Origin of the sequence: Vibrio coralliilyticus (assembly GCF_024449095.1) — a bacterium.
Lineage (GTDB): Bacteria > Pseudomonadota > Gammaproteobacteria > Enterobacterales > Vibrionaceae > Vibrio > Vibrio coralliilyticus_A.
Map to the genome: position 1 here is coordinate 124,672 of NZ_CP024627.1, position 26,076 is coordinate 150,747.

The window sequence follows — 26,076 nt, forward strand, 5'->3', positions numbered from 1 at the left end:
TCTATTTGCTGACTGAAAAGCGAATAACTTGCTGACAAAAATCGCTAAATTCGGTCATGAAAGGGGCGTGAGAAGAGGCGTCAAACATATAGCTTTCACTGCCGGGCATGAGGTTATCGACTTCAGCGGCGACTTTGGCTGGAACTAAGCCATCGAGGCGTCCGTAGAGGCGCAGAGTCGGTGTGGAAATCTCCGTGAGTGCTTGGCGGTAATCGATATCGGCTAGTAATTGCAGACCTGACAGCAAAGATTGAGGGTTCGGTTCAGGGCGAGATAATACCGCTTGCTTGAGACTTTTGACATCCTGACGCGCAGAGGGGCTCCCCATAGCTTGCAAGGCCATAAAGCGTTCAACCGTCACGCGAAAGTCTTCGACCAATTGCTCGGTGAATGCTCTCAAGACTTGAGGCTGTATGCCGCGCCAGCGTTTTTCAGCGGAAAATTTTGGTGAACTGGCCACGGTGATCAGTTTAGCGATCCGTTCTGGGTGATGAATCGCGATATGCGTTGCCACCAAGCCGCCCAAAGACCAGCCTAGCCAAATCGCCTTGTCCGGTGCGTTTTGCAACACTTGCTGCGCGAGCTCTTCCATCGTGTCGAAGTGTAATTGATGGCTATGGCCAAAGCCTGGTAGGTCAACGACGTGCACACGAAAATGCAGGCTTAATTGCTCAACGGCTTGATGCCAGACCGCACCATTCATACCCCAGCCATGAACCAAGACCAAATCCTCACCCTGACCGGTGGAGTGCCAGTAAGGCGTTTCTGGTTTGATCTCATTGTGTGCCACGTTTTTCATCCTTTACACCCGAGCTAAAGCGATAAGCTGATTGCTAAATTCGTTGATACTTGGCCCCTATGTTAACTGATTGGATTAAGAAACACACAACCTACCTGTTTCCGAGTCATTGTGAACTGTGCCATATGGTGATAGAGCCTGAGGCCTTTCATCCTCAATTTTGTGTCACTTGTCAGCTGAGGTTTGCGCCAACAATACGTTGTCGTCGTTGCGGCTTAGTGACGCCAGAAGTGACTGAGATGTGCGGAGAGTGTTTAGTTTCACCGCCATTATGGACGCGCTTGTATTGTGTTGGAGATTATCAGCCCCCTTTGGCGAGTTATGTTCATCGCCTTAAATATGAAGGGCAGTATTGGCAGGCAAAAACTTTGTCTGGGCTCTTGGCTCCGCGAATCGACACCCGACCAGACTTGATCACTTTTGTGCCTGTGCATTGGCGCCGTTATTGCTATCGAGGCTATAACCAAAGTGAGCATTTGGCGTGGCAGATCAGCCGAGAGTTAGCTATTCCTTGTGATGCGGTGTTTAAAAAAGTGCGTTCAACACCAAGACAGCAAGGGATGGATAAGAAGCAACGTAGGAACAATGTGCGTCAGGCTTTTTGCCTAACTAAGGCAATCGAGGTAGAGCATATTGCTATTGTCGATGATGTGTTAACCACAGGGAGCACCGTACATCAATTATGTAAATTATTGCTTGGTAACGGGGTAAAAACCGTTGATATTTATTGTATTTGCCGCACTCCTGAACCGTCGAACCGTTAAAGTGACGGTGATTTGATCTAAAAGGCTAGATCTTGAGGAAATCAGGAGTAAAATGGTGCTTAAATAGCCTACAAATTTACTCAGGTATTCGTCGTGTCAAATCCTATTACTATTACAGAAAATGCTCAAAAACACTTTGCTAACCTTTTGAGCCAGCAGCCAGAAGAGACAAACATCCGCGTATTCGTTGTGAACCCAGGAACGCAAAATGCAGAGTGTGGCGTTTCTTACTGTCCTCCTGAAGCTATTGAAGCTACAGATACGGAGTTTCAGTACGAGGGATTTTCGGCTTATGTTGATGAGCTAAGTTTGCCATTTCTAGAAGATGCTGAAATCGACTTCGTGACGGATAAAATGGGCTCTCAACTGACGCTGAAAGCGCCTAATGCAAAAATGCGTAAAGTGTCTGACGATGCGCCTTTAGTCGAGCGTGTTGAATATGCGATTCAAACACAGGTAAATCCTCAGTTAGCGGGTCACGGTGGTCATGTCAATCTGGTAGAAATTACCGATGACGGCGTTGCGATTGTTGCCTTTGGTGGTGGTTGTAATGGTTGCTCAATGGTGGATGTGACGCTAAAAGAAGGCATTGAAAAAGAGCTGCTACAACAGTTTGAAGGTGAATTGTCTGCGGTTCGTGATGCAACAGAGCACGACCGTGGTGAGCACTCTTATTACTGATCATGACTTAAGTCTTTGATTTAACCATATGCAATACAAGGGGTTGACGAGAGAGTCAGCCCTTTTTTTGTTTTCAAACATAGTAATTTTCTCATATATTAGTGGCTTCCCCCATGGCTAAGGAGTCAGCAAGTGGCTAAACGGAATCCACCAGAAATTCTGGCAAAACAAACAGTAGCTCGATCCAAGTTATTTGCTGTTGAGGCACTCGACTTACGCTTTAGCAATGGCGTCGAACGTACTTATGAACGCATGAAACCGAGTGGGCGCAATGCAGTAATGATGGTACCTGTGACAGCGGAAGGAGACATATTATTGGTTCGTGAGTATGCGGCGGGCACAGAGCGTTATGAGCTGGGTTTTCCTAAAGGTTTGATTGATGCTGGAGAGTCGCCAGTTGAAGCAGCAGATCGTGAGTTGAAGGAAGAAATTGGTTTAGGCACTCATAAGCTGACACCCTTGAAAGAGGTTGTGCTTGCCCCTTCTTATTTCTCAAGCAAAATGACTCTGTTTATCGCAGAAGAACTATACTCAGAACAATTAGAAGGGGATGAACCAGAACCTCTAGAAGTGATTCGCTGGCCACTTGCTCAAGCTGAAGAGCTTCTGACTCACCTCGATTTTTGTGAGGCGCGCAGTATTACCGCGCTGATGCTGGCTCTACGTATCTTAAAACCATAATCAATGTAGAGCGTGAAGGATTGACTATGCCAATGACAGACGACCTTTCTCACCATTTGCCTGCCGTTATTGCCATTGCTCGCTCGGCAGGTCAGTTAATTCTCGATATCTACGAGAAAAAAGAATATCAAGCCTATACCAAAAGTGACGAAACACCAGTAACCAGTGCAGATATAGCTGCACATAAGCTGATCATGGAAAAGCTTTCTGAGCTTACCCCTGATATTCCCATCCTGTCCGAAGAAGACGCGGAGATAAGCCTTGATAAACGCTCTCAATGGGACCGTTATTGGTTGGTTGACCCGTTAGATGGGACACAAGAATTTATCGCTCGTAGCGGTGACTTTGCGACGATTATCGCCTTGGTCGAGAATAACCAACCTATTATGGGAGTGGTGTACGGTCCAGTGTCTGGTGTGACTTACTACGCATACAAGAACAAAGGCGCGTGGAAAATACCCGATATGGATGAAAGCGTTCGGATCTCATCCCACAACCATGATGGCCGAGCGCATCCGATTGCGATTGCCATTAGCCGCCGTCAAGATATCAACCGTATTACCAGCCGCATGAGCAGTGGTTGGAACTATGATTTAGTACCACTCGGCTCAGCAGCACTGAAAGCTTGCTTAGTGGCAGAAGGTGCGGTGGATTGTTACCTTCGCCTTGGCCCGACTGGTGAGTGGGACACTGCGGCAACGCAATGTATCGTTGAAGAAGCGGGTGGCCGTATTTTGAGTACGCAGCTTGAACCTTTGTCTTACAATGAGCGCGAAACGTTGGAAAACCCTAATTTCATCGTGCTCGGTGATGAAGTGTTACCTTGGGATGAAATTCTTCAAGTTAAAGATTAGCGTCACAAGGGCGCTTAACGTCCGTGCTTGATGAAAGAAGGGCTGGTGTGAATACATCAGCCCTTCTTTGTACGTGCAGAAAAAGAGCCAGTTTGGTGGCAGTTAGCGACTCGGGTCACTGCGGCACAACCAGCTCTCTAGCGATATTTTAGATACCATATTCAGCGCGATAAGCTTTAACAGCTTCAAGGTGTTCCGTCGCATTACCTTTTTCTTCAAGGTAAGTCACCAAGTCACCTAGGCTAACAATCGAAATCACAGCACAACCAAAGTCACGCTCGACTTCTTGAATCGCAGACAGCTCACCCTTGCCCTTCTCTTGGCGGTCGATTGCCACTAAAACACCCGCTAGGTCAGCACCATTGGCTTTAATGATTTCCATTGATTCGCGGATTGCCGTGCCAGCAGTGATCACATCATCTACCAGCATGATGCGCCCCTCAAGTGCACTACCGACTAAGTTACCGCCTTCGCCATGGTCTTTCGCTTCTTTACGGTTGAAGCAGTATGGCGTGTCGATATCATGATGATCGGCCAAGGCTACGGCTGTTGTCGTCGCAATTGGGATGCCTTTGTACGCTGGGCCAAATAGTACATCGAACTCAATTGCAGAATCCGCCAGTGCCGCTGCGTAAAAACGACCGAGACGCGCTAGGTCACGACCAGTATTGAAAAGACCAGCGTTAAAGAAGTAAGGGCTCTTACGGCCAGATTTTAAAGTAAATTCGCCAAATTTTAGGACTTCTTTCTCTAATGCAAACTCAATAAATTCACGCTGGTATGCTTTCATCACTTTCTCTCTAAATAAAAGGTCTAGTTGTCTAGACGGTTTATAAACACTAATGAACTATCTCCTAAAGAAATGGAGATAAAAAAATAGCTTCCAAATGGAAGCTATTTAATAACAATCAATTTTCTAACGCCGCTTTCTGCGCCGCTACAATTTCGCTAATGCCTTTGGTCGCCGACTCCAGCAGCGTCATCAGCTCAGCATGAGTAAAGGGTTCGCCTTCTGCTGTGCCTTGAACTTCGATCATACGGCCATCTTCCGTCATCACCACATTCATATCAGTATCGGCTGCGGAGTCTTCGGTGTACTCAAGGTCACACAGAATGTCTTCACCTAAGATGCCCACAGATACAGCAGCCACATGGCCCTTCATCGGATTAGCTTTTAATTTGCCTTTCTCAACTAGGTGTTGGAAAGCATCCGCCATTGCGACACTCGCGCCAGAGATAGACGCAGTACGTGTACCTCCATCAGCCTGAATCACGTCACAGTCAACCGTCACCATGATTTCACCCATTGCTTCTAGGTCTACGACAGCACGAAGACTGCGAGCAATCAGGCGTTGGATTTCCATCGTACGGCCGCCTTGTTTACCGCTTGCGGCTTCACGGCGCATACGTGAATGCGTTGAACGAGGTAGCATGCCGTATTCAGCGGTTACCCAGCCTTTACCTTGACCTTTTAGCCAGCGAGGGACGTTTTCTTCAACGGTCGCATTACACAGCACTTTAGTATTGCCGAATTCAACCAGCACAGAGCCTTCTGCATACGCAGTGTAGTTACGAGTAATTTTGATTGGGCGAACTTGATCCGCCTTGCGATCGTTTGGACGCATGGGCATCTACCTTAGTTATCTATCTGCTGATAGGGGGAGACGAATTTGGTTGGAGCAGGATTATAGCGAAGTTTAGTAGACAAAGCTATGTGGATTCCTTCAGCTAAGCACCAGTGCATGTGCTACTATTGGCTCGCGTTATTTTCACAGATAATAAACAGGAAAATTCGATGATCTACAGTATGACAGCCTATGCGCGTAAAGAGGCGAAAGGTGATTGGGGTACAGCAGTATGGGAGATTCGCTCGGTAAACCAGCGTTACCTTGAGACCTACTTCCGTCTGCCAGAGCAGTTCCGCGGCTTGGAACCTGTATTGCGCGAGCGTTTTCGTAAGCGCCTTGCACGCGGTAAAGTCGAGTGTGCACTTCGATTTGAAGCCAACCCTGCAGCAAAAGGTGAGTTGACCATCAACGAAGATCTGGCGAAGCAAGTGATCAGTGCCGCTAACCAAGTGATGGCTTTATCTGGCGATGAGAGCCGTTTAAATCCTTTCCAGATCATGAACTGGCCTGGAGTGATGGAAACACCAGAGCAAGATATGGACGCCGTCAATAAAGACCTGATTGCGGCTTTCGATGCCGCATTGAGCGACTTTATCGAAGCCCGTGGTCGTGAAGGCGACAACATGAAGGCGCTTATTGAGCAGCGCTTAACGACTATTTCTGAAGAAGTCGTGAAAGTACGCGCGCGTATGCCGGAAATTCTAGAATGGCAACGTGAGCGCCTGTTTTCGAAGTTTGAAGATGCAAAGGTAGAACTCGACCCATCACGAGTAGAGCAAGAGCTTATCCTGCTGGCGCAAAAATCAGACGTAGCCGAAGAGCTTGACCGCCTAGATTCACACGTAAAAGAAACCACTAACATCATGAAGAAAGGGGGCGCAGTCGGACGTCGTCTCGACTTTATGATGCAAGAGTTCAACCGTGAGTCCAATACCTTAGCCTCTAAGTCTATTAGTACGGACATCACTGCGTCTGGTGTTGAGCTGAAAGTGCTCATCGAGCAAATGCGTGAACAGATCCAAAATATTGAATAGGTTGACCTATGCTATGCAGCCCCCACTCTTGGAGTGGGGGCTTTTTTTTAATCTAAATCTGATTAAAGCAGGATCAAATACATCAAGAAGAGTGCGGATAGGGCGTAAATCACCGGATGAACTTGCTTACCTTTGCCGGCGACGACCATAGTAAATGCGTAGCTGATGAAGCCCATCGCCATGCCGTTGGCTGGTGAGAAACTCAGTACAGTGAACATGATGGTAAAGAATGCCGCAATGCGCGACTCTTTTTGCTCCCAGCTGATTTGTCCTAACCGTCCAATCATGTAGATGCCAACCACAACCATTGCTGGTGCTACCATCGCGGCTGAGAAAATAGAAAACAGCGGGTATAGGAATAATGAAAGCAGGAATAGCCCTGCGACCATCACAGCGGCTAATCCGGTTTTTGCTCCCTGAGAAGAGGCGATGCCTGACTCTGAAAATGCCGTGATGGAGGTGGTGCCTAAAACGGAACCAATCACTGTCCCACCCGCATCTGCGACCAAAGCAGAGCGTGCATTCGGTACTTTACCATCCTTATCAATGATCCCTGCATCACGCCCAACACCAACAATCGTGCTCAGACCATCAAAGAAATCGACGATGAGGAAAATAATCACAATAAACAGCAGATCGAACATTTTGTCTGCGGTCAGTCCAGAAAAGTCAAAGACGGCACCAAAACTACTCGCTAAGCTTGGTGGGGCAGAGACAAATTGTTCTGGAATCGGCGCGTTATTGGTACCCATTATCATGTCTGCAAAGACTGTTAACACTATGGCTGTAATGAACGAAATAAAGGTCGCTAATTTGATATCACGGACCATGCATCCCAGAGCGACAAAAATACTGATGTACGCAATGATGACTTGTGGATCTGTCACCTTGCCCATACTGACGAGAATGATGGGGTTAGAAACAATAATGCCAGCGTTTTTTAGGCCGAGAAAGGCAATGAATAAACCAAGCGAAACGGTGATCGCCAGTTTCAGATCCTCTGGTATCGACTCAATCATCGCTTTGCGGATATTGGTCATCGACAAAATCAGGTACAGTACACCGGAGAGAAAAATGCCAAACAGGGCTTCGTGCCATACCAATGCCACCGAGCTACTCAGCAACATACCTTTGAAAAAGCCATTCATGCTCATTCCCGGTGCCAACATCACAGGGTAATTGCCCCAAATGCCCATAATTAACGTGGCTGCTGCGGCTGCAATGGCTGTCGCGGTAAAGACTGCGCCTTTATCCATACCAGGAATACTACCTAGAATGGCGGGGTTCACCGCCAGAATATAGCTCATCGCCAAAAAAGTAATGAAACCCGCGTACAACTCAGTACCTAGGGTCGTTTTACGTTGAGTAATTTTAAATACTGATTCCAGCACACCGGATTGATTCTGGCTTTTCAGGGTTGATTCGACACTCACAATGAAACCTTTAAAAGTGGGGATAAACAGGCAACGGGTTCAATGCTGTAGCAGAAGAAAAGTAGTATAGCGACTGTAGTCACCGAGATAGGCTCAATGGTAGAAACGTCTAATCCATTTCATCAGACATATACAGCATTTAATCGTTTGCGCGGATTGTAAGGATCTTGAGTGAAATCTCAATGCTTTTATAAAAATTTAGCAAACGTTTGCTTTTGGCGAGAAGAGCTCGCTAAGCTCACGCAGGTACTTGAGAGTAACCCCTTGAGTATAACTTCCCTATGAAGATTCTTGCGGCTGGCTTCCTTTAGCGTCGTGGTTTATGTAGTGAACTCTTGTTTGAGCGCTTCCACTGGTTTTTTCAGTCCCGCATCAACATCAATTGGCACCACGAAAATGGCACAACCACGCACTCAAATACTTGTGAAGATCCTTAGGATCATGCTACTCTTCGCCTCCATTTTTCTGACCTAATTTTCACCACTTCGGTGATCCTGCAAGGTCGGTGCTATCTTTAACATGTCGGCTTGTTAAGCTGGCAAGATCAAACCAAACGTGGAATTGTACCTATGGGCAAAGGCACTCTTTATATTGTATCTGCACCAAGTGGCGCTGGTAAATCGAGCTTGATTTCCGCCATGCTGGAGACCAACCCGACTTACGCAATGAAGGTGTCTGTTTCACACACTACACGTGGCATGCGTCCGGGTGAACAAGATGGTGTCCATTACCATTTTGTCCAGAAAGAGTCCTTTGAAGAGTTGATCGAGCAAGGCGCATTCTTGGAATACGCCGAGGTGTTTGGTAATTACTACGGTACATCGCGTCCATGGATCGAAGAAAACCTCGATAAAGGTATCGATGTTTTCCTTGATATTGACTGGCAGGGTGCACGCCAGATCCGTGAACAAATGCCACAGGCACAAAGCATCTTTATATTGCCGCCATCGAATGGTGAACTTGAGCGTCGCCTCAATGCTCGCGGCCAAGACAGCGATGCTGTGATCGCTAAACGCATGGCTGAGGCAAAATCAGAGATTTCACACTACAGCGAATACGACTATGTGATCGTCAATGACGATTTCGATAGCGCACTGATGGACTTTAAAGCCATCATACGTGCAGAAAGATTGAAGCAAGATAAGCAAGCTGCTAAATATAAAGGCATGCTTGACGCGCTTTTAGCAGAATAAACCGGCTTGTTAACAAGCTGTTTATCAAGAAATACTGTCTCTGCCTACTCTGATCTAGACACTGGGAACACAGAGACTGTATAATTTCTCGTCATACAAAATTTTAGTTAACTAATTTGGAGTCCTCATGGCACGCGTAACTGTTCAAGACGCTGTTGAAAAAGTTGGCAACCGTTTCGACCTAGTTCTCATTGCGGCTCGCCGCGCTCGTCAAATGCAAACTGGCGGTAAAGATTCACTAGTGCCAGAAGAGAACGATAAGGCAACGGTTATCGCCCTTCGCGAAATCGAAGAAGGCCTGATCACGAAAGAAATCCTTGATGCTCGTGAGCGTCAGGAGCAGCAGGAACAAGAAGCAGCAGAGCTAGCAGCCGTAAGCAGCATTGCTCACAGTCGTTAATCTGACGTCCTTCTCATCAACTATCTTCCGGGCCTAAAGTTTGTATCTATTCGATAGCCTAAAAGACGTTGCCCAAGAATACCTATCAGAGCCTCAAGTTGAGGCTCTGCGTCAATCTTATGTGGTAGCGAAAGACGCTCATGAAGGGCAAACCCGCTCCAGCGGTGAACCTTATATCATCCATCCTGTTGCTGTTGCTCGAATCTTGGCCGAAATGCGCCTTGATGTCGAAACACTGCAAGCCGCTCTACTTCATGATGTTATTGAAGACACAGAAGTCACTAAAGAAGAGTTAGAAACTCAATTTGGCACCACAGTGGCTGAGTTGGTTGATGGTGTATCTAAGCTGGATAAGCTTAAATTTCGTGATCGCAAAGAAGCTCAGGCTGAAAACTTCCGCAAAATGGTTCTTGCTATGGTGCAGGACATTCGCGTTATTCTGATCAAGCTTGCTGACCGTACGCACAACATGCGCACGCTCGGTGCATTACGCGCGGACAAAAAACGCCGTATCGCTCGTGAAACCCTGGAGATTTATTCTCCGCTTGCGCATCGTCTCGGTATCCATAACATCAAAACGGAACTCGAAGAGTTAGGTTTTGAAGCCCTTTACCCGAACCGCTACCGTGTTCTTAAAGCCGTGGTCAAATCGGCGCGTGGTAATCGTAAAGAGATGATCCAAAATATCCATAGTGAGATTGAAGGACGTCTTGAAGAGGTTGGGCTGAAAGCACGCGTATTTGGTCGAGAAAAAAACCTGTTCTCCATCTACAACAAGATGAAGACCAAAGAGCAACGCTTCCACACCATCATGGATATTTACGCTTTTCGTATTGTGGTTGAAGATGCCGATACTTGTTATCGGGTACTCGGACAGGTTCATAGCTTGTACAAGCCGCGTCCGGGGCGTGTAAAAGACTACATCGCGGTACCCAAGGCTAATGGTTATCAGTCCATTCATACTTCGATGGTTGGCCCGCATGGGGTACCTGTCGAGGTGCAGATCCGCACCGAAGACATGGACCAGATGGCAGATAAAGGGGTGGCGGCACACTGGTCTTACAAAGGGAATGGTGATCGTACTGGTACTACGGCGCAGGTGAAGGCTCAGCGTTGGATGCAAAGCCTGCTTGAGCTTCAGCAAAGTGCGGGTAACTCGTTTGAGTTCATCGAAAATGTGAAATCGGATCTGTTCCCGGATGAAATCTACGTCTTCACACCGAAAGGACGCATTGTCGAGCTGCCTGTTGGCGCAACTGCGGTTGATTTTGCTTATGCCGTCCACACTGATGTGGGTAATACTTGTGTAGGTGCTCGTGTTGACCGTAACCCTTATCCACTCAGCAAATCGCTGAAAAATGGTCAGACGATCGAAATCATTAGTGCGCCAGGAGCGCGTCCGAATGCGGCTTGGCTCAACTACGTGGTGACTTCACGTGCTCGCACGAAGATCCGCCAAGTGCTGAAAACCATGCGCCGTGAAGAGTCGGTGACACTTGGCCGACGTCTGCTCAATCATGCCTTGGGTGACCTGTCTCTTTCGGATATTGATGAAGAGAACATCAACCACGTCCTGTCAGAACTGAAAGTCGATAGCGTTGAGGACTTGCTAGCCGATATTGGCCTTGGCGAATTGATGAGTATTGTTATTGCCCGTCGTCTACTTGGTGATGTTGAGGAGCTGACTCAAGTTGAGCAGGCTGACAGTAATAAACCGAAGAAGAAGCTGCCAATTCGTGGTGCGGAAGGCCTGCTACTGACATTTGCTAACTGTTGCCATCCAATTCCTGACGATCACATCATTGCTCATGTTTCTCCTGGGCGAGGGCTGGTTGTTCATCGTGAAACGTGTCCAAATGTGCGCGGCTACCAGAAAGAGCCAGATAAGTATATGGCAGTGGAATGGTCAGAAGATTATGACCAAGAGTTTATCACTGAGCTATATGTCGATGTCCAAAACCGTCAGGGGGTGTTGGCCGAGCTGACCAATGTGATCTCCAAAACAGGTTCGAATATCCATGGTCTTTCGACGGAAGAGAAAGATGGTCGATTGTATACGGTGACGGTATTACTGACGACCAAAGATCGTGTTCATCTTGCGGGTATCATGCGTAAGATCAAGGCAATGCCGAACGCACTAAAAGTACGTCGCCGTAAAAACTAGCGGTATATTCATCGAGCAAAACGCCCTTGAAATTACGGTTTCAGGGGCTTTTATTTTACTATCATTATGAACTTAGAACGTTACAACCGAATTCAACAAGTCCTCAAGTCTCGGCAGGCTGATCTGACTTTCTGTCTTGAAGAAGTGCACAAACCTAATAATGTTTCCGCAGTTATCCGTACCGCTGATGCGACGGGAATTCATAAGATTCATGCTGTGTGGCCCAATGATATGCGCACGCTTAGCCATACTTCTGCGGGAGCACGAAACTGGGTTGAAGTCGACACTCACGATACGATTAGCAAAGCCGTCAAAACGCTTAAAGAGCAAGGTATGCAGGTTCTAGTGACGAACCTGTCTGACAACGCGGTTGACTTTCGTGAGATTGACTACACTCAGCCGACGGCGATCATTCTAGGGAGCGAAAAAATTGGCGCTTCTGAAGAAGCAAAGCAACTGGCCGATCAAGATATCATCATTCCTATGATGGGCATGGTCCAGTCGCTTAATGTCTCGGTTGCCAGTGCTGTCATCATGTACGAAGCTCAGCGTCAGCGCGAAGCGGCTGGCATGTATAACAATCAGGTTAGCAAGCTACCTGAAGAAACGATTCATCGTATTCTGTTTGAGCGAGGCCACCCTGTGCTTGCGAAAGTTGCAAAACGCAAGGGGCTACCTTATCCGCCGCTTGATGAAGAAGGTCAGATCATTGCTGATGAAGCGTGGTGGCAGGAAATGCAGAAGAAGTAATGTCAATGAACGTTAGGGGTTGAAGCGAATGCGTCAACCCTTTTGATTTTCTGCTCATCACCAATGCCGACTGCTTGAAGGCGTTATACTCTTATTACCAGACTAAATTTCCCTGTACAAAAACACAGCTCAATGGTTAACTATTAGGTTTAGACACCTATGTAACTTACTGAATAACTTACCGAGCTCTGTTATGTCCCAATTGCTATCTGCTATTCCTTTGACTTCTCTGACTGGTGTTGGTGCCAAAGTGGCAGAAAAGCTAGCAAAAGTCGGGCTACATTCGGTACAAGATCTCTTATTTCATCTCCCACTGCGTTACGAGGATCGAACGCGTATCTATCCTATTGTGAAGTTACATGCCGGCTTATGGGCGGCAGTGCAGGGAAAGGTCATGAGCGTCGATACTTTGTTTGGTAAGCGTAAGATGCTGACGGTCAAAATCAGTGATGGTAATGGCACCATCACCTTGCGCTTTTTCAATTTTACCGCAGGGATGAAGAACAACTTTGCTGAGGGCAAAACTGTCCATGCCTATGGTGAAGTTAAACGGGGCAGCTATGGTTTAGAAATTGTCCACCCAGACTACAAATTCTATGCGCCGAATCAGCCTGCTGAGGTAGAACAGAGCCTGACACCGGTCTATCCGACCACAGATGGCCTACGTCAAATCACTTTACGTAACTTGACTGATCAAGCGTTAGAATTACTTGATAAGTCGGCAGTGCAAGAGCTCTTGCCTGCCGGCCTGTATGATCAGCAAATCTCGCTTGCTCAGGCGCTGCACACGATTCACAGGCCAACACCCGATATCGATTTACACGCCTTTGATGAAGGTAAGCACCCAGCGCAAATACGCCTGATTATGGAAGAGCTGCTGGCTCAGAACCTTTCGATGCTCTCAGTGCGGAGCAAAGGTCAGCAAGACATTGCTCTGCCACTGGCTGAACGCAATGAACTGAAACAAAAGCTGCTCAGTCAGTTGCCTTTCTCCCCAACCAAAGCGCAATCTCGAGTTGTTGCGGAAATTGAACAAGATCTTGCGAAACCTCACCCGATGATGCGTCTTGTTCAGGGAGATGTCGGCTCAGGAAAAACTTTGGTTGCCGCTTTAGCAGCGCTTCGAGCACTAGAACATGGCTATCAGGTGGCTTTAATGGCCCCGACTGAACTGCTGGCAGAGCAACATGCGATCAACTTTGCCCAGTGGCTGGAACCTATGGGGATACATGTAGGCTGGCTAGCAGGTAAACTGAAAGGTAAAGCCAAAGATGCTGAGTTAGCCAAGATAGCCAGTGGCGAAGCGCAAATGGTGGTTGGTACTCACGCTTTGTTTCAGGAACACGTTGCTTTTCATCATCTTGCGTTAGTCATTATTGATGAGCAACACAGATTCGGTGTACACCAGCGCCTCGAACTAAGAGAAAAAGGCGCGAAACAGGGCGTATTTCCTCATCAACTGATCATGACGGCTACCCCGATCCCGCGTACATTGGCGATGACCGCCTATGCGGATCTTGAAACTTCCGTTATTGATGAATTACCCCCAGGGCGAACGCCTATCCAGACGGTCGCTATTCCAGATACCAAACGAGATGATATTGTTGAACGTGTACGCAATGCCTGCCTCAATGAAGGAAAGCAGGCCTATTGGGTGTGTACATTGATTGATGAATCAGAAGTATTAGAAGCTCAAGCTGCGGCTGACACCGCAGAAGAACTGCAAAGAAAGCTGCCTGATGTCAAAATCGGTTTAGTGCATGGCCGGATGAAACCTGCAGAAAAACAGGCCGTAATGCAGGATTTTAAAGACAACAAACTTCACTTGCTGGTGGCTACTACCGTGATCGAAGTCGGTGTTGATGTCCCCAATTCAAGCTTAATGATCATCGAGAATCCTGAGCGCTTAGGGTTGGCTCAGCTGCACCAGTTACGAGGACGAGTTGGACGGGGGAGTGTTGCTAGTCACTGTGTGCTGCTTTACCATTCCCCATTGTCTAAAACCGCACAAAAGCGTTTAGGTGTGCTGCGTGAAAGTAATGATGGGTTTGTTATTGCTCAGCGCGATCTGGAAATTCGTGGCCCAGGTGAGCTACTAGGCACTAAGCAAACGGGCATGGCTGATTTTAAAATTGCTGATCTGATTCGAGATCAGCATTTGATTCCAGAAGTTCAGCGAGTTGCGCGTCATATTCATGAGTACTTCCCAGACAGCGCCGCGGCAATAATTGAACGTTGGCTGGGGGATAGAGACATGTATTCGAAGGCATAGAGAGAAAGGCTTGTAGGGTTGGAGTGACAATACCAACCCTTATCGCTCGCTAGCTATTAGTACCTTTGTGAGAGTTATCGTAAATCTCACTTCCATCGCGCTGAGTTTTGAGTAGCGATAGGTTCCACATGTATTGTTCTGGATGCGGTCTGACTAAGTCTTCAATGGCTTGGTTCATTGCGCGAGCATCGGCTTCTTCATCGCCAGTTGGAAAGTTTTCGAGCGCAGGCAGAATATGCACTTCATACTTGCCTGATTTGTCGTTGTAGGCAGGTAACACTGGGATCACTTTGGCTTTCGATAGGCGGGCCATTTTACCAAAGCCTTTTAGCGTTGCTTTTTCTGTACCAAAGAAAGGCACAAATACTGAGTTGGCCGGGCCAAAATCTTCATCTGGTAGCCAGTAACCAAGGTAACCATCTTTAATTGAACGCACGAAAGGCTTCACCCCGGCTTCACGAGCAAAAATACGACCGCCATATTGCATGCGTTGCACTTGCATCAACCAGTCCCCGATAGGGTTACGTTGCGGCTTCATGATGGTGGTGACTTTGTAGCCCTTTGCAGCCAACATGACCGCAGGGTAATCGACCGCCCAAGCATGTGGCGCTAAGATGATGACTTTCTCTCCGGCATCAAGCAGCGGTAGGATGTTTTCTTCGCCAATCATGACGCCACGCTCTTGGTTATGTTTGGTTGAACGAACCAAAAACTCCGAATAACCCAACAGATACTGTGCAGCCTTAACGAAGGTCTCTTCCAGAATATCTTGGCGTTCTTGGTCTGATTTTTCAGGAAAGCAATACTCAAGATTGACACGCGCTCGGCGTACCACTCGTCCGTTTTTACGCACTGCAAAGACAGACATTTTGCGTGCCAAGTTATCGCGCCAGCGGTACGGAATAAAAGCAAACAGGGCGGCAAATAAAATGCCCAGCCATGTCCCCCAGTGTTTAGGATGTAAAAATGCCCACTCGAAGGTAGGGTTATGCAAATGTTTATCGATGCTATTTTTATCGTTGTTGCTCATTGAAAGCAGCACCTATGTTATTGATATCTTGAGTTAGTGAGAGAGTGGTCTGGCATCGACTTGAAACGCTTGTGTAGCCACATCCACTGTTCCGGAGCGCGCATGATAATCTCTTCGACGAATTTATTCATGTAGGCCGCGGCCGCCGTTTCATCTTTTTGTGGAAAATCTTGGTCGATAGACTTATCCGCCATGATTTCATACTTGCCGTTTTGGTTACGGAATCCAGAACCTGGAACGATGGCACTCTTACTAGTGTAAGCAAGGATGCTGGTTCCTGTCGTTGTACAGGCTTCTTCGACGGCAAAGAAAGGCACGAACACAGATTTGTTATGGCCGTAGTCCTGATCTGGTAGGTAGAACAGGCGATGGCCTTGGCGCAACACGCGTACCATCTGTTTAAGATCGCGACGATAAATGAGTTGGTTGCCGTTACGTGTGCGTCCTCTATATTGGATGAACTCGTAAGCCGGGTTTGTGTGGGGACGGTAAGCGCCATAACCCGGTAGGCCAAGTACACCAAAAGCTCGCGCGGTAATTTCCAAATTGAGGGCATGCACGCAGCAAAGTAGTACACCTTTACCTTCGTCATTGAGTCTCTTTAGCTCTTCGATATCTTTCGCAATCAAAATACGTTTGAAACGCCACGTCGGCCAAAACCAAGTGATGCCTGTCTCAATCAAAGCCATACCGGTATTTTTGAAGTTTTCTACGACCATGCGCTCGACTTCTGTCTCTTCCATCTCTGGAAAGGCCAGTTCAAGATTACGCTTAGCGATCTTTACCCGGGATTTACCCAGCTTCATACCGATCGCTCCGATGCCTCGGCCTATTTTAAGTAGTACCGCATAAGGTAGAAGGTTGACTGTCAGAGCCAACAAACCAAACCCAAACCAAACCCCCCAATATTTGGGGTGGAGCAGGGCTAGTGTAAATTGAGGCTTTTCGACGCTATTTTTTTTGCTCATAGTGTTTACTTGATCTGTGCACTTAAGAGTGACCAGTATTGTTCAAAATTTGCTGTTGGTTGATATTTAAAGTCTGAACGCACAAAACGGTTCAAGCTACCTTCCACCTGACCGAGTAACTGCGTTGCCAGAATGGTCTCATCGACAGGGAAGGATTTGCCTTCTCTCAGCTTGCGCTCACGCAAGATCTGACGGATGGATGTTTCAATGCGTTCAAACAATTGATTGATACGATCACGTAGGCGTTCATTCTCGAACATCAATGCGTGTCCTGAAAGAATACGGGTTAGGCCAGGGTTACGCTCAGCAAATGCCAGAATCAACTGGAGAACCAGTCGTATACGTGTCAGCGTGTCTTTTTCTTCATCCAGAATACGGTTAATACGTGACATTAAGGACTCTTCAATGAACTCGATCAGGCCTTCAAACATGCGAGCTTTACTGGGGAAATGGCGATATAACGCCGCCTCCGAGACTCCAACATGCTTGGCAAGTTTGGCGGTGGTGATACGAGAGCCACCATCGTTGGATTCCAACATTTGAGCAAGTGCTTGTAAGATTTCTTCCCGGCGATTACTTTTTCTTGTTCCGGCCATGAACGAGTTCCTTTTGTTACCACTGTTGATGCCCATAAACACAGGCATTCGTCCACCTTACTAAGCTAAGGTGAACGAAATAGACGAATTTCTGATTGTTAGAATAGCGACTTAATTGTCTAACTTTGCGGCGATAATTGTAAGTATCTGCTTCGCAATTTGTTGTTTTGATGCAAGGGTAAGTGATTGCTCACCATCTTTCCAGTATAGGTTAATCGCATTGTTGTTGCTGTTGAAGCCTTGCCCCTCTAATGAGACATCGTTGGCACAAATCATATCGAGATTTTTCTTGGTCAGCTTAGTTCGCGCGTAATGTTCCACATCTTGCGTTTCTGCAGCGAAACCGACGGTAAAGGGACGCTGCTGAGTCATACCGGCAACGGACGCGACAATATCTGGGTTTTTAACCATAGTGATGGTCATTTGATCGCTGTCATCCGTCTTCTTAATTTTCTGCTCAGACACTGCTTGTGGGCGATAATCCGCTACAGCGGCACAGCTAATGAAAACATCATGTTCACAAGCTTTATCCATGACAGCGTTGTGCATGTCTTCTGCGCTGGAAACATCAATGCGCTTCGAGCCGACTGGCGTTGGAAGAGTCACTGGGCCAGCGACTAACGTGACCGTCGCACCGAGCTGAGCTGCTGCTTCTGCTAATGAAAAGCCCATTTTCCCTGAGCTATGATTGGTAATGTAGCGTACCGGATCAATAGCTTCGCGGGTTGGACCGGCAGAAATCAATATCGATTTACCGCTAAGAGGTTTGTCGCCCCAAAACTGTTCACATAAGTCAACTAATTGCATCGGCTCTAACATGCGGCCAGGGCCAATATCACCACAAGCTTGCTCACCAGCAGCGGGCCCCCAAATATGCATGCCACGCCTTTTTAACGTCGCGATATTTTCTTGTGTGGCTGGATTGCGATACATCTGCTGGTTCATGGCCGGAGAGACTGCAATTGGAGCATCGGTCGCAAGTACCAGTGTGGTGAGTAAATCATTGCCCATGCCAGCTGCCATACGCGCAATTAGATCAGCGGTGGCTGGTGCAAGTAAGACCAAATCCGCCCATTTAGCCAGCTCAATATGGCCCATAGAGGCTTCTGCTGCCGGATCTAATAAGCTGTCGGAAACTGGGCGACCAGAGACTGCCTGCATCGTTAAGGGGGTAATGAACTCTTTTGCTGCTTTGGTCATAACAACCTGAACTTCAGCGCCACGTTCAATCAGACGACGTGTTAGGTCGGCACATTTATAAGCGGCAATACCACCACCGATACCAAGTAGGATCTTTTTGCCCGCGAGTGTTTGCATGATGAACATCCTTAAAAAATACTGGAGGTAGATTACCACGCAGCAATTAGAGACTCTAGAAATGGAAAGTGTTGTTGCAGATTCAGCACGTTTTTGCTTTTTTATTTTTTGCTTCTTTATATACCTATTATTTACAGAAAATCTTTCACTACTTCGAAGATAAAGTTTCAGCGCACGAGCTTGATGACAAGCTTGTTTAAGCTAGAGGTACTGTGTTTACCGTAGAAGGGTGTGTTCTAACTATGTTACCTCGTGAGTCAATGCCGAGAGAAAAGCTGTTAACCAGAGGCCCGCAGTCACTTACCGATGCTGAATTGCTGGCGATTTTCTTGCGTACTGGTACTCAGGGCATGAATGTTCTTCAGCTGTCAGACAAACTACTCAAAGAGCTGGGTTCGTTACGAAGTTTATTCGCTGCGAGCAAAGAAGAGTTCTGCCAGCATAAAGGGCTCGGTGAAGCGAAATATGTTCAGCTTCAAGCGGTACTTGAGATGACACAGCGCTATTTGAGTGAAACCTTACAGCGAGGGGAGGCTCTGACCAGCCCGCAACAAACCAAACTTTACCTTTCGAGTATGCTGCGCGATCGCCAGCGTGAAGCTTTCTATATTTTGTTTCTCGATAATCAGCATCGGGTAATTAAAGACGAAATGATGTTCGAAGGTACGATTGATGCAGCGTCTGTTTATCCAAGAGAAGTTGTCAAACGGGCATTAGAGTTTAACTCGGCAGCGTTGATTCTTGCTCATAACCACCCATCAGGGATTGCGGAACCAAGCCAAGCCGACCGTAGAATTACCCAGCGAATCAGTGATGCATTGGCGCTAGTGGATATTCGAATTCTCGACCATTTCGTCGTCGGAGATGGAGAGGTGGTCTCCTTTGCAGAACGTGGATGGATTTAAATCACATTATTTGTTGTGAGTTGCGCGAATTCTGCTACAATCCCCCGACATTTTTTGAACTATTATCAGCTCTGCCTAAAAAAGATCACGAAAACCTTGAAAAAGGATCTGTTCGGGTCTTGAGCAATGCTAGTCAAGTTAGTATAATGCGCGACCTTTGATAGCCTTGTATGGGTTTCCATAGCGGTATAAGACCTCGAAATTCTTCTTAGAGAACTAGAGAGGTTCGGCCACCAAGGTTGATATCGAGCTGAAACGATTTTGGAGAAGACATTCATGTCACGAGTATGCCAAGTAACTGGTAAGCGTCCAGTAACGGGTAACAACCGTTCACACGCACGCAATGCTACTAAGCGTCGTTTTCTGCCGAACCTACAAACTCATCGTTTCTGGGTAGAGAGCGAAAAACGTTTTGTTAAACTACGTCTATCTGCTAAAGGTATGCGTATCATCGATAAGAAGGGCATTGATGCTGTTCTTGTTGACATTCGCGCAAACGGCGAAAACGTTTAAGAGGAAATAGGCAATGGCAAAGAAAGGCGTACGTGAGAAAATCCGTCTAGTATCTTCTGCAGGTACTGGTCACTTCTACACTACTGACAAGAACAAACGTAACATGCCAGGCAAATTTGAGATCAAAAAGTTTGATCCAGTTGTTCGCCAGCACGTTATGTACAAAGAAGCGAAAATCAAGTAATTGATTCTTCTTTGAAGCTTCTTAAACAGAAGTCTGTATTTGAAACCCAGCGTTCTCGCTGGGTTTTTTATTGCCTGTTATCCTAATAGCAACCAACCGTTCTTCCTCTTTGTTTCATTCCCCCCTTTGCTATTTTCTGCTACCTTTCTTGTAGTTACCTTTAGGGAAGTATAAGTTCATGCGTGTTTCTACCTCACGACGCCGTCGCTGGAATAACATCATGATATTGGGCATTATCGCGTTTATCGCGATCCTCAATTTGCCGACTATCATCAAAACCTATTTGATTGACGACCAAACAACCGCTGAAGTTAGTCCTTACCCTTATTTGCTCAACCCCTCCGCAGAATTGAAAGCTCTGCATTTTTCTGACTGGTCGTTGGAATTCGTAAATGGTGAATGGGTTCTGACTCAGCAAAGCCCCCTTGCTGCGCAGGAATTGGTTGAGCGCTGGGTGGGTCTCGTCGGGACCGAAGTAGACCAGAAAACGTTTGATAGCTTAAAGCCTCAATTGTCCGCACCGCAGACGATTGAAGTCTGGTATCGTGATCAGGAAGAGCCTCAAAGGATCACCTTCTACCAAACGCCGCAATTTTGGCTGCTGAAAAACTGGCAGGATCAATGGATCGCTGTTTCAGTTGCTCCGGAATATCTGCTACCTTAAACGCCCAGAATTATTAATTGCTTAACCACTATGCCTGAATTACCTGAAGTTGAAGTCAGTCGTATGGGGATCACCCCTCATCTGGCTGGACAAATTGTTGCCAAGCTGACTTTTCGTACCCCTAAGCTGCGTTGGGATATCCCGCATGAGCTAAAGAAGATGGAAGGTCAGGTGATCCGCAGTATTTCTCGCCGGGCTAAATATTTGCTGATTGAAACCGATGTGGGTAGCGCGATTGTCCATTTGGGTATGTCGGGGTCTTTACGTGTACTGGATGCAGACATGGAGCCGGGAAAACACGATCATGTCGATCTGAAACTGACCAATGGCAAGGTACTACGTTATAACGACCCTAGACGTTTTGGAGCCTGGTTATGGACCGAAGATGGTGAACATGATGCGTTGGGCCATATGGGGCCAGAGCCGCTAACGGAAGACTTTGATGCACAATATATCGCAGACAAGGCAAAGAATAAGCGCGTCGCGGTGAAGCAGTTCATTATGGATAACAAAGTCGTAGTTGGGGTAGGAAATATCTACGCCAATGAGTCATTATTTAGTGCACGTATCCATCCGACACGGGCAGCAGGCACACTAACGGCGAAAGAGTGGCAACGTTTGGTTAAAGAGATTAAACAGGTGCTCGATACGGCCATTAAGCAGGGCGGGACGACATTAAAAGATTTTGCTCAGGCGGATGGTAAACCGGGCTATTTTGCTCAAGAGCTGCAAATTTATGGCAAAGCAGGTGAAGCTTGCCCTAGCTGTGGTGAAGCGATTGAAGAGCAGAAAATTGGCCAGCGCAATACGTTTTTTTGTAGCCATTGCCAGAAGTAGTTAAATATAGAGCTGAGGTTTTATGCCAGCTCTATATTTCTATTAAAGTTAGACTTTTGCTTTGCTTTTTAACGCTTCCGCGACCGCTTTAGGCACAAAGTTGGTGACATCCCCTCCATGAATAGCCACTTCACGGACTATGGTCGAGGAGATAAATGCGTGCTCTTCCGCGGGTGTGAGAAAAACGCTTTCTAATCCGGGCATCAGTCTACGATACATATTGGTTAAACCAAATTCGTACTCAAAGTCGACGGTGGTACGTAAACCACGGATAAGAACATTGGCATTTTCTTGCTTGGCAAAGTCGACCATCAAACCCGAAAATCCCTTCGAGCTTACATTGTCCAAATGCTGAGTCACCTGCTGCGCAAAAGCTACGCGCTCTTCTAGCGTAAACATGGTGTTCTTACTTGGGCTGGCAGCAACAGCAATGATCACTTCATCAAACATATCTGCCGCACGTTCGATTAAATCCAAATGGCCATTAGTAATAGGATCAAAGGTCCCTGGATAGATCACTCGGGAAAGGCGTTTTTTGCTCACAGTCAGTTACTCAAATGATTCTTTTATATCGCTTAATGGTAACAAAAAGGCTCACATTTACCCAACTTAGCCGTTATCATTGGGAGTAAAGATTGAGAGTTAGGAAAAGTAATGAAAAAGATACTGGTAGTTCGTAACGACAAAATAGGCGACTTTATGCTGGCTTGGCCCAGTTTCGCGATGCTGAAAGCTTCGATGCCGGATTGTCAGATTACAGCGCTGGTACCTAATTACACTGTGGCCCTGGCAGAGCTTTGCCCTTGGATTGATAACGTGTTGGTTGATCCTACTAAGAATAGCTCTAAACAGGCGCAATTGACTTTAATTGAGCAGATAAAAGCGGAGCGCTTTGATGCATCCATTAACCTTTTCTCTACGACATATAACGCTAAATTGGTCTGGAAAGCGAAAATTCCATATCGCCTTGCTCCGGCGACAAAGCTGGCGCAGATCTTTTACAACAAACGTATCAAACAAAAGCGTTCACAATCAGCAAAACCAGAATACGAATACAACCTAGATTTAGTGCGTGCGTTTTTAACGGATATTGGTCAAGCAGTGGTTGAGCCTGATGCACCTTACCTCTCTTTCTCAGCTGACGATCTGCAGCAACAAAAGCACAAACTCTCACTACAGTTGGATTTAAATGTAGAGAAACAATGGGTGTTCGTTCATGCCGGTAGTGGTGGCTCAGCCAATAACTTATCTCTTCAGCAGTACTCTCAGTTAATTTGCGATATGCCGGAGCCGTTTGAAATTATACTGACAGCTGGGCCGGGAGAAGAACAGAAAGCCGCTGAGTTACATAGCCTACTGAAAGAAAAGGGCAGAGCCTCGGTGGTGTACGACAAGAACGATGGCTTGGTCGATTTCTCTTGTTCTATTGCTTGTGCCGACTTGTTTATTGCAGGTTCTACTGGGCCCTTGCATATCGCGGCGGCGATAGATGTACCGACCGTTGGCTTTTTTCCAAGTAAGCGTTCAGCGACTCCTCTACGCTGGAAGCCAATTAACTCGGCAGGCAACCATATCGCTTTTTGCCCACCAGTGGCTGAAGATAAAGCCAGTCAGGAAAATATGGCCAGAATTGATATAGATGTGGTCTTGAGAGAGTTACAACCATGGATAAGTCGTAAGCTGAATTGATAAAAAGGGCGATAGAAATATCGCCTTTTGTCTGGATTGAAAAGATTAGAATTTATCCGGCATCTTGTCTGTTTCACTGCGAATCCACAGAGCCGCATATTTCACAAAAGTAGAGTGTGCTGAAAGTAGGGAGAGCAAGAAGCCTTGCTTGCCATCAAGAAAGCCGGCTTTAACAACATACATTTTCAAGAAGCAGCCTAATGCGTGCAAAATGCCTTGTGAGATGCTGCTTTTCTTACCTTTTTTCTCGCGCTGTTCAGCCCAGGCTTTGGCATAGCCCGCCGACTTCACTAAGTAGTGATTCATGTCGTTATAGGTGAAGTGAATCAAGTCGCCATTCAAGTTTTCGACTTTCATGGTTTTCGCCACCTCGACTTTTTCATGAACCAGAGCGTCATTGTACTGCGTCAGCTTTGTCGGGTATAAGCGCAGTACACGGTCTGGGTACCAACCGCAATGACGAATATAGCGTCCAAACACCCAGCTTAGACGCGCCGTTTGATAAATGGTATCCGGCTTGTTGGCACTCACTGAATCTAAAATACTTTGCTTGAGCTCAGGAGTGACCCGCTCATCGGCATCTAACCACAGGACGTAATCCGACTCAACATAGGACTGAGCTAAGCGGCGCTGAGGGCCAAAGCCAGGCCATTCAGGATTGACGAAAAACTTGTCCGTAAAACGGCGTGCAATCTGTTCGGTATTGTCTGTACTTCCGGAGTCAAGTACCACAATCTCGTCAACCCAGTCGTGAACAGTTTCTAAACAAGCTTTCAGGTGCTGCGCTTCGTTCTTGACGATAAGTGCGACGGCAATGGTTGGTTTACTCACTGTGGTACCTCTGAAGTCTCTCGGAGTTTATTTTAAATGGAGTTCTGCGGTTACTTTATCAAACATGGCGATGACTTGCTGAGGTTGAATGCGCTGCATGGCATTTTTGTCTTTTACGCGTGCACGCCAGCTAAGCTGAGTTGCAGATTTCCCCGTTTCAGCTTGAATTGCGTCTTCATAAGCAGACACTACATATTGGCGATATTGATAAGGCCCAGTGCGTTCAGGATTATGGTGGGCATACAAACCAATAACCGGTGTATTGACCGCATTGGCCATATGAGCTGGGCCAGTGTCAGGGGCGATCACCAAATCAGCTTGGTCTAACAGTGCCAGCATTTGCTTCAGCGAACTTTGGCCGACCTGATTGTTGACAGTGCATGTCAGCTTGCTCTCAATTTTCTTTGCGAGGTCTAATTCTACTTGCGCTGGGCTACCAGCTAAGGTGACCTGCCAGCCTTGATTGACGGCGTGCTGGATAAGTTCGACGTAGCCTTCTGCTGTCCAGTTCTTGTAGGCTTTACTTGCCGCAGGCACGACAACTAGGTTGCGTTTGTCGGCAGATAATTGCTGTTGTGCCCAATGTTTATCTGAATCTGAATATTCAAGCGTCCAGACGGGGCTCATATCTTCAACGCCAAGTGTGCGGCCAAAGGCGAGCAGCCCATCTAAGACGTGCATGGAATCAGGTGACGCCACTTTGACATTGGTGAACAGAGTTTGGAAGTCCTGACTGCGGATAGAATCAAAGCCGAGCTTGTATTTTGCCTTAATGCCAAGGGTGGCAATACTGGCTCTAAATGCGTACTGCATGTGCAGCAGTGCATCGAATTTTTGTCCTTTTAATGCAGCCCAGAGTTTTTTATAGCCCTGCCAGCCTTCCTTCTTATCAAACACAATCACACAAATACCGGGTATGCCTTCAATAAGCTTGGCTTCAAGCTTACCTGTGACCCAGACAATGTCGGTCTGCGGCCACTGACGCTGAATGGCTTGCACTGCCGCAACGGTATTACACACATCACCAATCGCAGATAAACGCAGAATACACAAAGAGTCAGGGGCAGAAGAAAAAAGGCTCATAAATAATTCTTTTGGCTAGCAATGGTGAAGATTATGCAGAGGCAGTCAATAAATGTAAAATGGCCACTGAAATTTAATCAGAGATAGCCACCGCATGAAAACCGTGCAATTGGACAACCAAACCATCTGGTATGACGAAAGCTTGCTTAAGGAAGACCCTAGGCAGGTGTTTGACGCTGAATTTTGGCAAAATGCCGGTAAAGTCATCGGTAGCGCCCAAGGACGTGGTACCACTTGGTTTGTACAAACGGAAACTATTGAAGCGGCACTCAGGCATTATCGCCGCGGTGGTTTGTTTGGAAAACTAGTGGAAGATAGTTATCTCTTTTCAAGCTGGGAAAAAACTCGCAGCTATCAGGAATTTCAGCTGCTAAATACTTTGATTGAAGCTGGTGTCAACGTGCCTAGGCCAGTTGCTGCCCGAGCGGTGAAAGCTGGCTTCACTTACCAAGCGGACCTTCTGAGTGAGAAAATCCCCAATGCACGAGATTTGGTTTCTATTCTGATAGAAAAGCCACTTCCCGCAGAAATGTATCAGAAGATTGGCTGCGAAATTCGCAAGATGCATGATGCGCAAGTCAATCACACCGACCTTAATATTCACAATATCCTGATAGATGAACAGAACAAAGTGTGGATAATCGATTTTGATAAATGCTATCAGCAATCAGGAAATGGCTGGAAGCAGAGCAACTTGGATAGATTGAAAAGGTCGTTTGAGAAGGAAGTCGGTAAGCGCAATATTCATTGGTGTGAGGTGGATTGGTTATCAATCCAAATAACCCCCTGATTGTTGCTTTTCGTCT

General features: G+C 46.8%; 28 protein-coding genes and 1 riboswitch. Of the genes, 17 read left to right on the top strand and 11 right to left on the bottom strand.

What is annotated here, in order from left to right; translation table 11 throughout:
- Window position 1 precedes the first annotated feature (1 nt).
- Window positions 2-799, bottom strand: a complete 798-nt coding sequence (gene bioH / locus CTT30_RS00550; protein WP_252035710.1) for a pimeloyl-ACP methyl ester esterase BioH — start codon at window positions 797-799, stop codon at window positions 2-4.
- 59 nt (window positions 800-858) lie between these two features.
- Here bioH and CTT30_RS00555 point away from each other — a divergent pair, with 59 nt between their 5' ends.
- The 4 genes from CTT30_RS00555 (at window position 859) to cysQ (ending at window position 3,779) form a co-directional block, all read left to right on the top strand.
- Complete coding sequence (locus tag CTT30_RS00555; RefSeq protein WP_252035711.1) at window positions 859-1,563, top strand: ComF family protein; 705 nt, start codon at window positions 859-861, stop codon at window positions 1,561-1,563.
- Between the two features lie 93 nt (window positions 1,564-1,656).
- Window positions 1,657-2,244 carry a Fe-S biogenesis protein NfuA gene (gene nfuA / locus CTT30_RS00560; protein WP_239837896.1) on the top strand — a complete coding sequence of 196 codons (588 nt, stop codon included), beginning with the start codon at window positions 1,657-1,659 and terminating at the stop codon, window positions 2,242-2,244.
- A 132-nt stretch (window positions 2,245-2,376) separates the two neighbouring features.
- Window positions 2,377-2,925, top strand: coding sequence for an ADP compounds hydrolase NudE (gene nudE, locus CTT30_RS00565; protein WP_239837897.1), 549 nt, complete (start codon window positions 2,377-2,379; stop codon window positions 2,923-2,925).
- A 26-nt stretch (window positions 2,926-2,951) separates the two neighbouring features.
- Window positions 2,952-3,779 (top strand): 3'(2'),5'-bisphosphate nucleotidase CysQ, encoded by an 828-nt coding sequence (cysQ, locus tag CTT30_RS00570; RefSeq protein WP_239867152.1) that lies wholly within the window; start codon window positions 2,952-2,954, stop codon window positions 3,777-3,779.
- Between the two features lie 148 nt (window positions 3,780-3,927).
- Here the strand turns inward: cysQ and pyrE are convergent, their stop codons facing one another.
- Together pyrE and rph are read right to left on the bottom strand one after the other, a co-directional pair.
- Complete coding sequence (gene pyrE, locus CTT30_RS00575; RefSeq protein ID WP_239837899.1) at window positions 3,928-4,569, bottom strand: orotate phosphoribosyltransferase; 642 nt, start codon at window positions 4,567-4,569, stop codon at window positions 3,928-3,930.
- Between the two features lie 118 nt (window positions 4,570-4,687).
- On the bottom strand, window positions 4,688-5,404 hold the full coding sequence (gene rph, locus CTT30_RS00580) for a ribonuclease PH (RefSeq protein WP_239837900.1): 717 nt from the start codon (window positions 5,402-5,404) through the stop codon (window positions 4,688-4,690).
- A 170-nt stretch (window positions 5,405-5,574) separates the two neighbouring features.
- On the opposite strand from rph, the gene CTT30_RS00585 reads away from it, so the two are divergent.
- A complete protein-coding gene (locus CTT30_RS00585) occupies window positions 5,575-6,441 on the top strand; it encodes a YicC/YloC family endoribonuclease (RefSeq protein ID WP_252035712.1) in 867 nt (288 codons plus the stop codon).
- A 62-nt stretch (window positions 6,442-6,503) separates the two neighbouring features.
- Here CTT30_RS00585 and CTT30_RS00590 read toward each other — a convergent pair whose 3' ends face one another.
- Window positions 6,504-7,874, bottom strand: a complete 1,371-nt coding sequence (locus tag CTT30_RS00590) for an NCS2 family permease (protein WP_239876135.1) — start codon at window positions 7,872-7,874, stop codon at window positions 6,504-6,506.
- A 56-nt stretch (window positions 7,875-7,930) separates the two neighbouring features.
- A riboswitch (purine riboswitch) is annotated at window positions 7,931-8,030 on the bottom strand.
- Between the two features lie 413 nt (window positions 8,031-8,443).
- Here CTT30_RS00590 and gmk point away from each other — a divergent pair.
- From gmk to recG, 5 genes are all read left to right on the top strand, one after another.
- Window positions 8,444-9,067 (top strand): guanylate kinase, encoded by a 624-nt coding sequence (gene gmk / locus CTT30_RS00595; protein ID WP_239837903.1) that lies wholly within the window; start codon window positions 8,444-8,446, stop codon window positions 9,065-9,067.
- A gap of 127 nt (window positions 9,068-9,194) precedes the next feature.
- On the top strand, window positions 9,195-9,467 hold the full coding sequence (rpoZ, locus tag CTT30_RS00600) for a DNA-directed RNA polymerase subunit omega (protein WP_006957184.1): 273 nt from the start codon (window positions 9,195-9,197) through the stop codon (window positions 9,465-9,467).
- Between the two features lie 40 nt (window positions 9,468-9,507).
- Window positions 9,508-11,631, top strand: coding sequence for a bifunctional GTP diphosphokinase/guanosine-3',5'-bis pyrophosphate 3'-pyrophosphohydrolase (gene spoT / locus CTT30_RS00605; RefSeq protein ID WP_239837904.1), 2,124 nt, complete (start codon window positions 9,508-9,510; stop codon window positions 11,629-11,631).
- Window positions 11,632-11,697: 66 nt separating this feature from the next.
- Window positions 11,698-12,381 carry a tRNA (guanosine(18)-2'-O)-methyltransferase TrmH gene (gene trmH / locus CTT30_RS00610; protein WP_239837905.1) on the top strand — a complete coding sequence of 228 codons (684 nt, stop codon included), beginning with the start codon at window positions 11,698-11,700 and terminating at the stop codon, window positions 12,379-12,381.
- A gap of 193 nt (window positions 12,382-12,574) precedes the next feature.
- A complete protein-coding gene (gene recG, locus CTT30_RS00615; protein WP_252035713.1) occupies window positions 12,575-14,653 on the top strand; it encodes an ATP-dependent DNA helicase RecG in 2,079 nt (692 codons plus the stop codon).
- Between the two features lie 49 nt (window positions 14,654-14,702).
- Here recG and lpxM read toward each other — a convergent pair whose 3' ends face one another.
- The 4 genes from lpxM to coaBC form a co-directional block, all read right to left on the bottom strand.
- Entirely contained in the window at window positions 14,703-15,683 is a 981-nt protein-coding gene (lpxM, locus tag CTT30_RS00620; RefSeq protein WP_252035714.1) for a lauroyl-Kdo(2)-lipid IV(A) myristoyltransferase, read from the bottom strand.
- Between the two features lie 17 nt (window positions 15,684-15,700).
- Window positions 15,701-16,651 (bottom strand): Kdo(2)-lipid IV(A) acyltransferase, encoded by a 951-nt coding sequence (gene lpxL / locus CTT30_RS00625; RefSeq protein WP_239876137.1) that lies wholly within the window; start codon window positions 16,649-16,651, stop codon window positions 15,701-15,703.
- 5 nt (window positions 16,652-16,656) lie between these two features.
- On the bottom strand, window positions 16,657-17,247 hold the full coding sequence (slmA, locus tag CTT30_RS00630; RefSeq protein WP_239837909.1) for a nucleoid occlusion factor SlmA: 591 nt from the start codon (window positions 17,245-17,247) through the stop codon (window positions 16,657-16,659).
- A 111-nt stretch (window positions 17,248-17,358) separates the two neighbouring features.
- Window positions 17,359-18,564, bottom strand: coding sequence for a bifunctional phosphopantothenoylcysteine decarboxylase/phosphopantothenate--cysteine ligase CoaBC (gene coaBC / locus CTT30_RS00635; protein WP_252035715.1), 1,206 nt, complete (start codon window positions 18,562-18,564; stop codon window positions 17,359-17,361).
- A gap of 242 nt (window positions 18,565-18,806) precedes the next feature.
- On the opposite strand from coaBC, the gene radC reads away from it, so the two are divergent.
- From radC to mutM, 5 genes are all read left to right on the top strand, one after another.
- A complete protein-coding gene (gene radC / locus CTT30_RS00640) occupies window positions 18,807-19,469 on the top strand; it encodes a RadC family protein (RefSeq protein ID WP_252035716.1) in 663 nt (220 codons plus the stop codon).
- A gap of 276 nt (window positions 19,470-19,745) precedes the next feature.
- Window positions 19,746-19,982, top strand: coding sequence for a 50S ribosomal protein L28 (gene rpmB / locus CTT30_RS00645; RefSeq protein ID WP_004410867.1), 237 nt, complete (start codon window positions 19,746-19,748; stop codon window positions 19,980-19,982).
- A 13-nt stretch (window positions 19,983-19,995) separates the two neighbouring features.
- Entirely contained in the window at window positions 19,996-20,166 is a 171-nt protein-coding gene (gene rpmG, locus CTT30_RS00650) for a 50S ribosomal protein L33 (protein WP_004410866.1), read from the top strand.
- A 178-nt stretch (window positions 20,167-20,344) separates the two neighbouring features.
- Complete coding sequence (locus tag CTT30_RS00655) at window positions 20,345-20,830, top strand: hypothetical protein (RefSeq protein WP_239876140.1); 486 nt, start codon at window positions 20,345-20,347, stop codon at window positions 20,828-20,830.
- A 30-nt stretch (window positions 20,831-20,860) separates the two neighbouring features.
- Window positions 20,861-21,667 carry a bifunctional DNA-formamidopyrimidine glycosylase/DNA-(apurinic or apyrimidinic site) lyase gene (gene mutM / locus CTT30_RS00660; protein ID WP_252035718.1) on the top strand — a complete coding sequence of 269 codons (807 nt, stop codon included), beginning with the start codon at window positions 20,861-20,863 and terminating at the stop codon, window positions 21,665-21,667.
- Window positions 21,668-21,715: 48 nt separating this feature from the next.
- On the opposite strand, the gene coaD is transcribed toward mutM, so the two are convergent.
- Complete coding sequence (gene coaD / locus CTT30_RS00665) at window positions 21,716-22,210, bottom strand: pantetheine-phosphate adenylyltransferase (protein ID WP_038514047.1); 495 nt, start codon at window positions 22,208-22,210, stop codon at window positions 21,716-21,718.
- Window positions 22,211-22,321: 111 nt separating this feature from the next.
- On the opposite strand from coaD, the gene CTT30_RS00670 reads away from it, so the two are divergent.
- On the top strand, window positions 22,322-23,356 hold the full coding sequence (locus tag CTT30_RS00670; protein ID WP_252035719.1) for a glycosyltransferase family 9 protein: 1,035 nt from the start codon (window positions 22,322-22,324) through the stop codon (window positions 23,354-23,356).
- Window positions 23,357-23,401: 45 nt separating this feature from the next.
- Here the strand turns inward: CTT30_RS00670 and CTT30_RS00675 are convergent, their stop codons facing one another.
- A complete protein-coding gene (locus CTT30_RS00675; RefSeq protein WP_252035721.1) occupies window positions 23,402-24,187 on the bottom strand; it encodes a glycosyltransferase family 2 protein in 786 nt (261 codons plus the stop codon).
- A gap of 27 nt (window positions 24,188-24,214) precedes the next feature.
- On the bottom strand, window positions 24,215-25,270 hold the full coding sequence (locus CTT30_RS00680) for a glycosyltransferase family 9 protein (RefSeq protein ID WP_252035723.1): 1,056 nt from the start codon (window positions 25,268-25,270) through the stop codon (window positions 24,215-24,217).
- 94 nt (window positions 25,271-25,364) lie between these two features.
- On the opposite strand from CTT30_RS00680, the gene CTT30_RS00685 reads away from it, so the two are divergent.
- On the top strand, window positions 25,365-26,060 hold the full coding sequence (locus CTT30_RS00685) for a 3-deoxy-D-manno-octulosonic acid kinase (RefSeq protein WP_252035725.1): 696 nt from the start codon (window positions 25,365-25,367) through the stop codon (window positions 26,058-26,060).
- The last annotated feature ends 16 nt before the right edge of the window (window positions 26,061-26,076 follow it).

Bases quoted from the DNA above. Each gene is read 5' to 3' on its own strand.
- bioH (WP_252035710.1), bottom strand. From the start codon at position 799: ATGAAAAACGTGGCACACAATGAGATCAAACCAGAAACGCCTTACTGG.
- CTT30_RS00555 (WP_252035711.1), top strand. From the start codon at position 859: ATGTTAACTGATTGGATTAAGAAACACACAACCTACCTGTTTCCGAGT.
- cysQ (WP_239867152.1), top strand. From the start codon at position 2,952: ATGCCAATGACAGACGACCTTTCTCACCATTTGCCTGCCGTTATTGCC.
- pyrE (WP_239837899.1), bottom strand. From the start codon at position 4,569: ATGAAAGCATACCAGCGTGAATTTATTGAGTTTGCATTAGAGAAAGAA.
- rph (WP_239837900.1), bottom strand. From the start codon at position 5,404: ATGCGTCCAAACGATCGCAAGGCGGATCAAGTTCGCCCAATCAAAATT.
- CTT30_RS00585 (WP_252035712.1), top strand. From the start codon at position 5,575: ATGATCTACAGTATGACAGCCTATGCGCGTAAAGAGGCGAAAGGTGAT.
- gmk (WP_239837903.1), top strand. From the start codon at position 8,444: ATGGGCAAAGGCACTCTTTATATTGTATCTGCACCAAGTGGCGCTGGT.
- rpoZ (WP_006957184.1), top strand. From the start codon at position 9,195: ATGGCACGCGTAACTGTTCAAGACGCTGTTGAAAAAGTTGGCAACCGT.
- trmH (WP_239837905.1), top strand. From the start codon at position 11,698: ATGAACTTAGAACGTTACAACCGAATTCAACAAGTCCTCAAGTCTCGG.
- recG (WP_252035713.1), top strand. From the start codon at position 12,575: ATGTCCCAATTGCTATCTGCTATTCCTTTGACTTCTCTGACTGGTGTT.
- lpxM (WP_252035714.1), bottom strand. From the start codon at position 15,683: ATGAGCAACAACGATAAAAATAGCATCGATAAACATTTGCATAACCCT.
- lpxL (WP_239876137.1), bottom strand. From the start codon at position 16,651: ATGAGCAAAAAAAATAGCGTCGAAAAGCCTCAATTTACACTAGCCCTG.
- slmA (WP_239837909.1), bottom strand. From the start codon at position 17,247: ATGGCCGGAACAAGAAAAAGTAATCGCCGGGAAGAAATCTTACAAGCA.
- coaBC (WP_252035715.1), bottom strand. From the start codon at position 18,564: ATGCAAACACTCGCGGGCAAAAAGATCCTACTTGGTATCGGTGGTGGT.
- radC (WP_252035716.1), top strand. From the start codon at position 18,807: ATGTTACCTCGTGAGTCAATGCCGAGAGAAAAGCTGTTAACCAGAGGC.
- rpmB (WP_004410867.1), top strand. From the start codon at position 19,746: ATGTCACGAGTATGCCAAGTAACTGGTAAGCGTCCAGTAACGGGTAAC.
- rpmG (WP_004410866.1), top strand. From the start codon at position 19,996: ATGGCAAAGAAAGGCGTACGTGAGAAAATCCGTCTAGTATCTTCTGCA.
- CTT30_RS00655 (WP_239876140.1), top strand. From the start codon at position 20,345: ATGCGTGTTTCTACCTCACGACGCCGTCGCTGGAATAACATCATGATA.
- mutM (WP_252035718.1), top strand. From the start codon at position 20,861: ATGCCTGAATTACCTGAAGTTGAAGTCAGTCGTATGGGGATCACCCCT.
- CTT30_RS00670 (WP_252035719.1), top strand. From the start codon at position 22,322: ATGAAAAAGATACTGGTAGTTCGTAACGACAAAATAGGCGACTTTATG.
- CTT30_RS00680 (WP_252035723.1), bottom strand. From the start codon at position 25,270: ATGAGCCTTTTTTCTTCTGCCCCTGACTCTTTGTGTATTCTGCGTTTA.
- CTT30_RS00685 (WP_252035725.1), top strand. From the start codon at position 25,365: ATGAAAACCGTGCAATTGGACAACCAAACCATCTGGTATGACGAAAGC.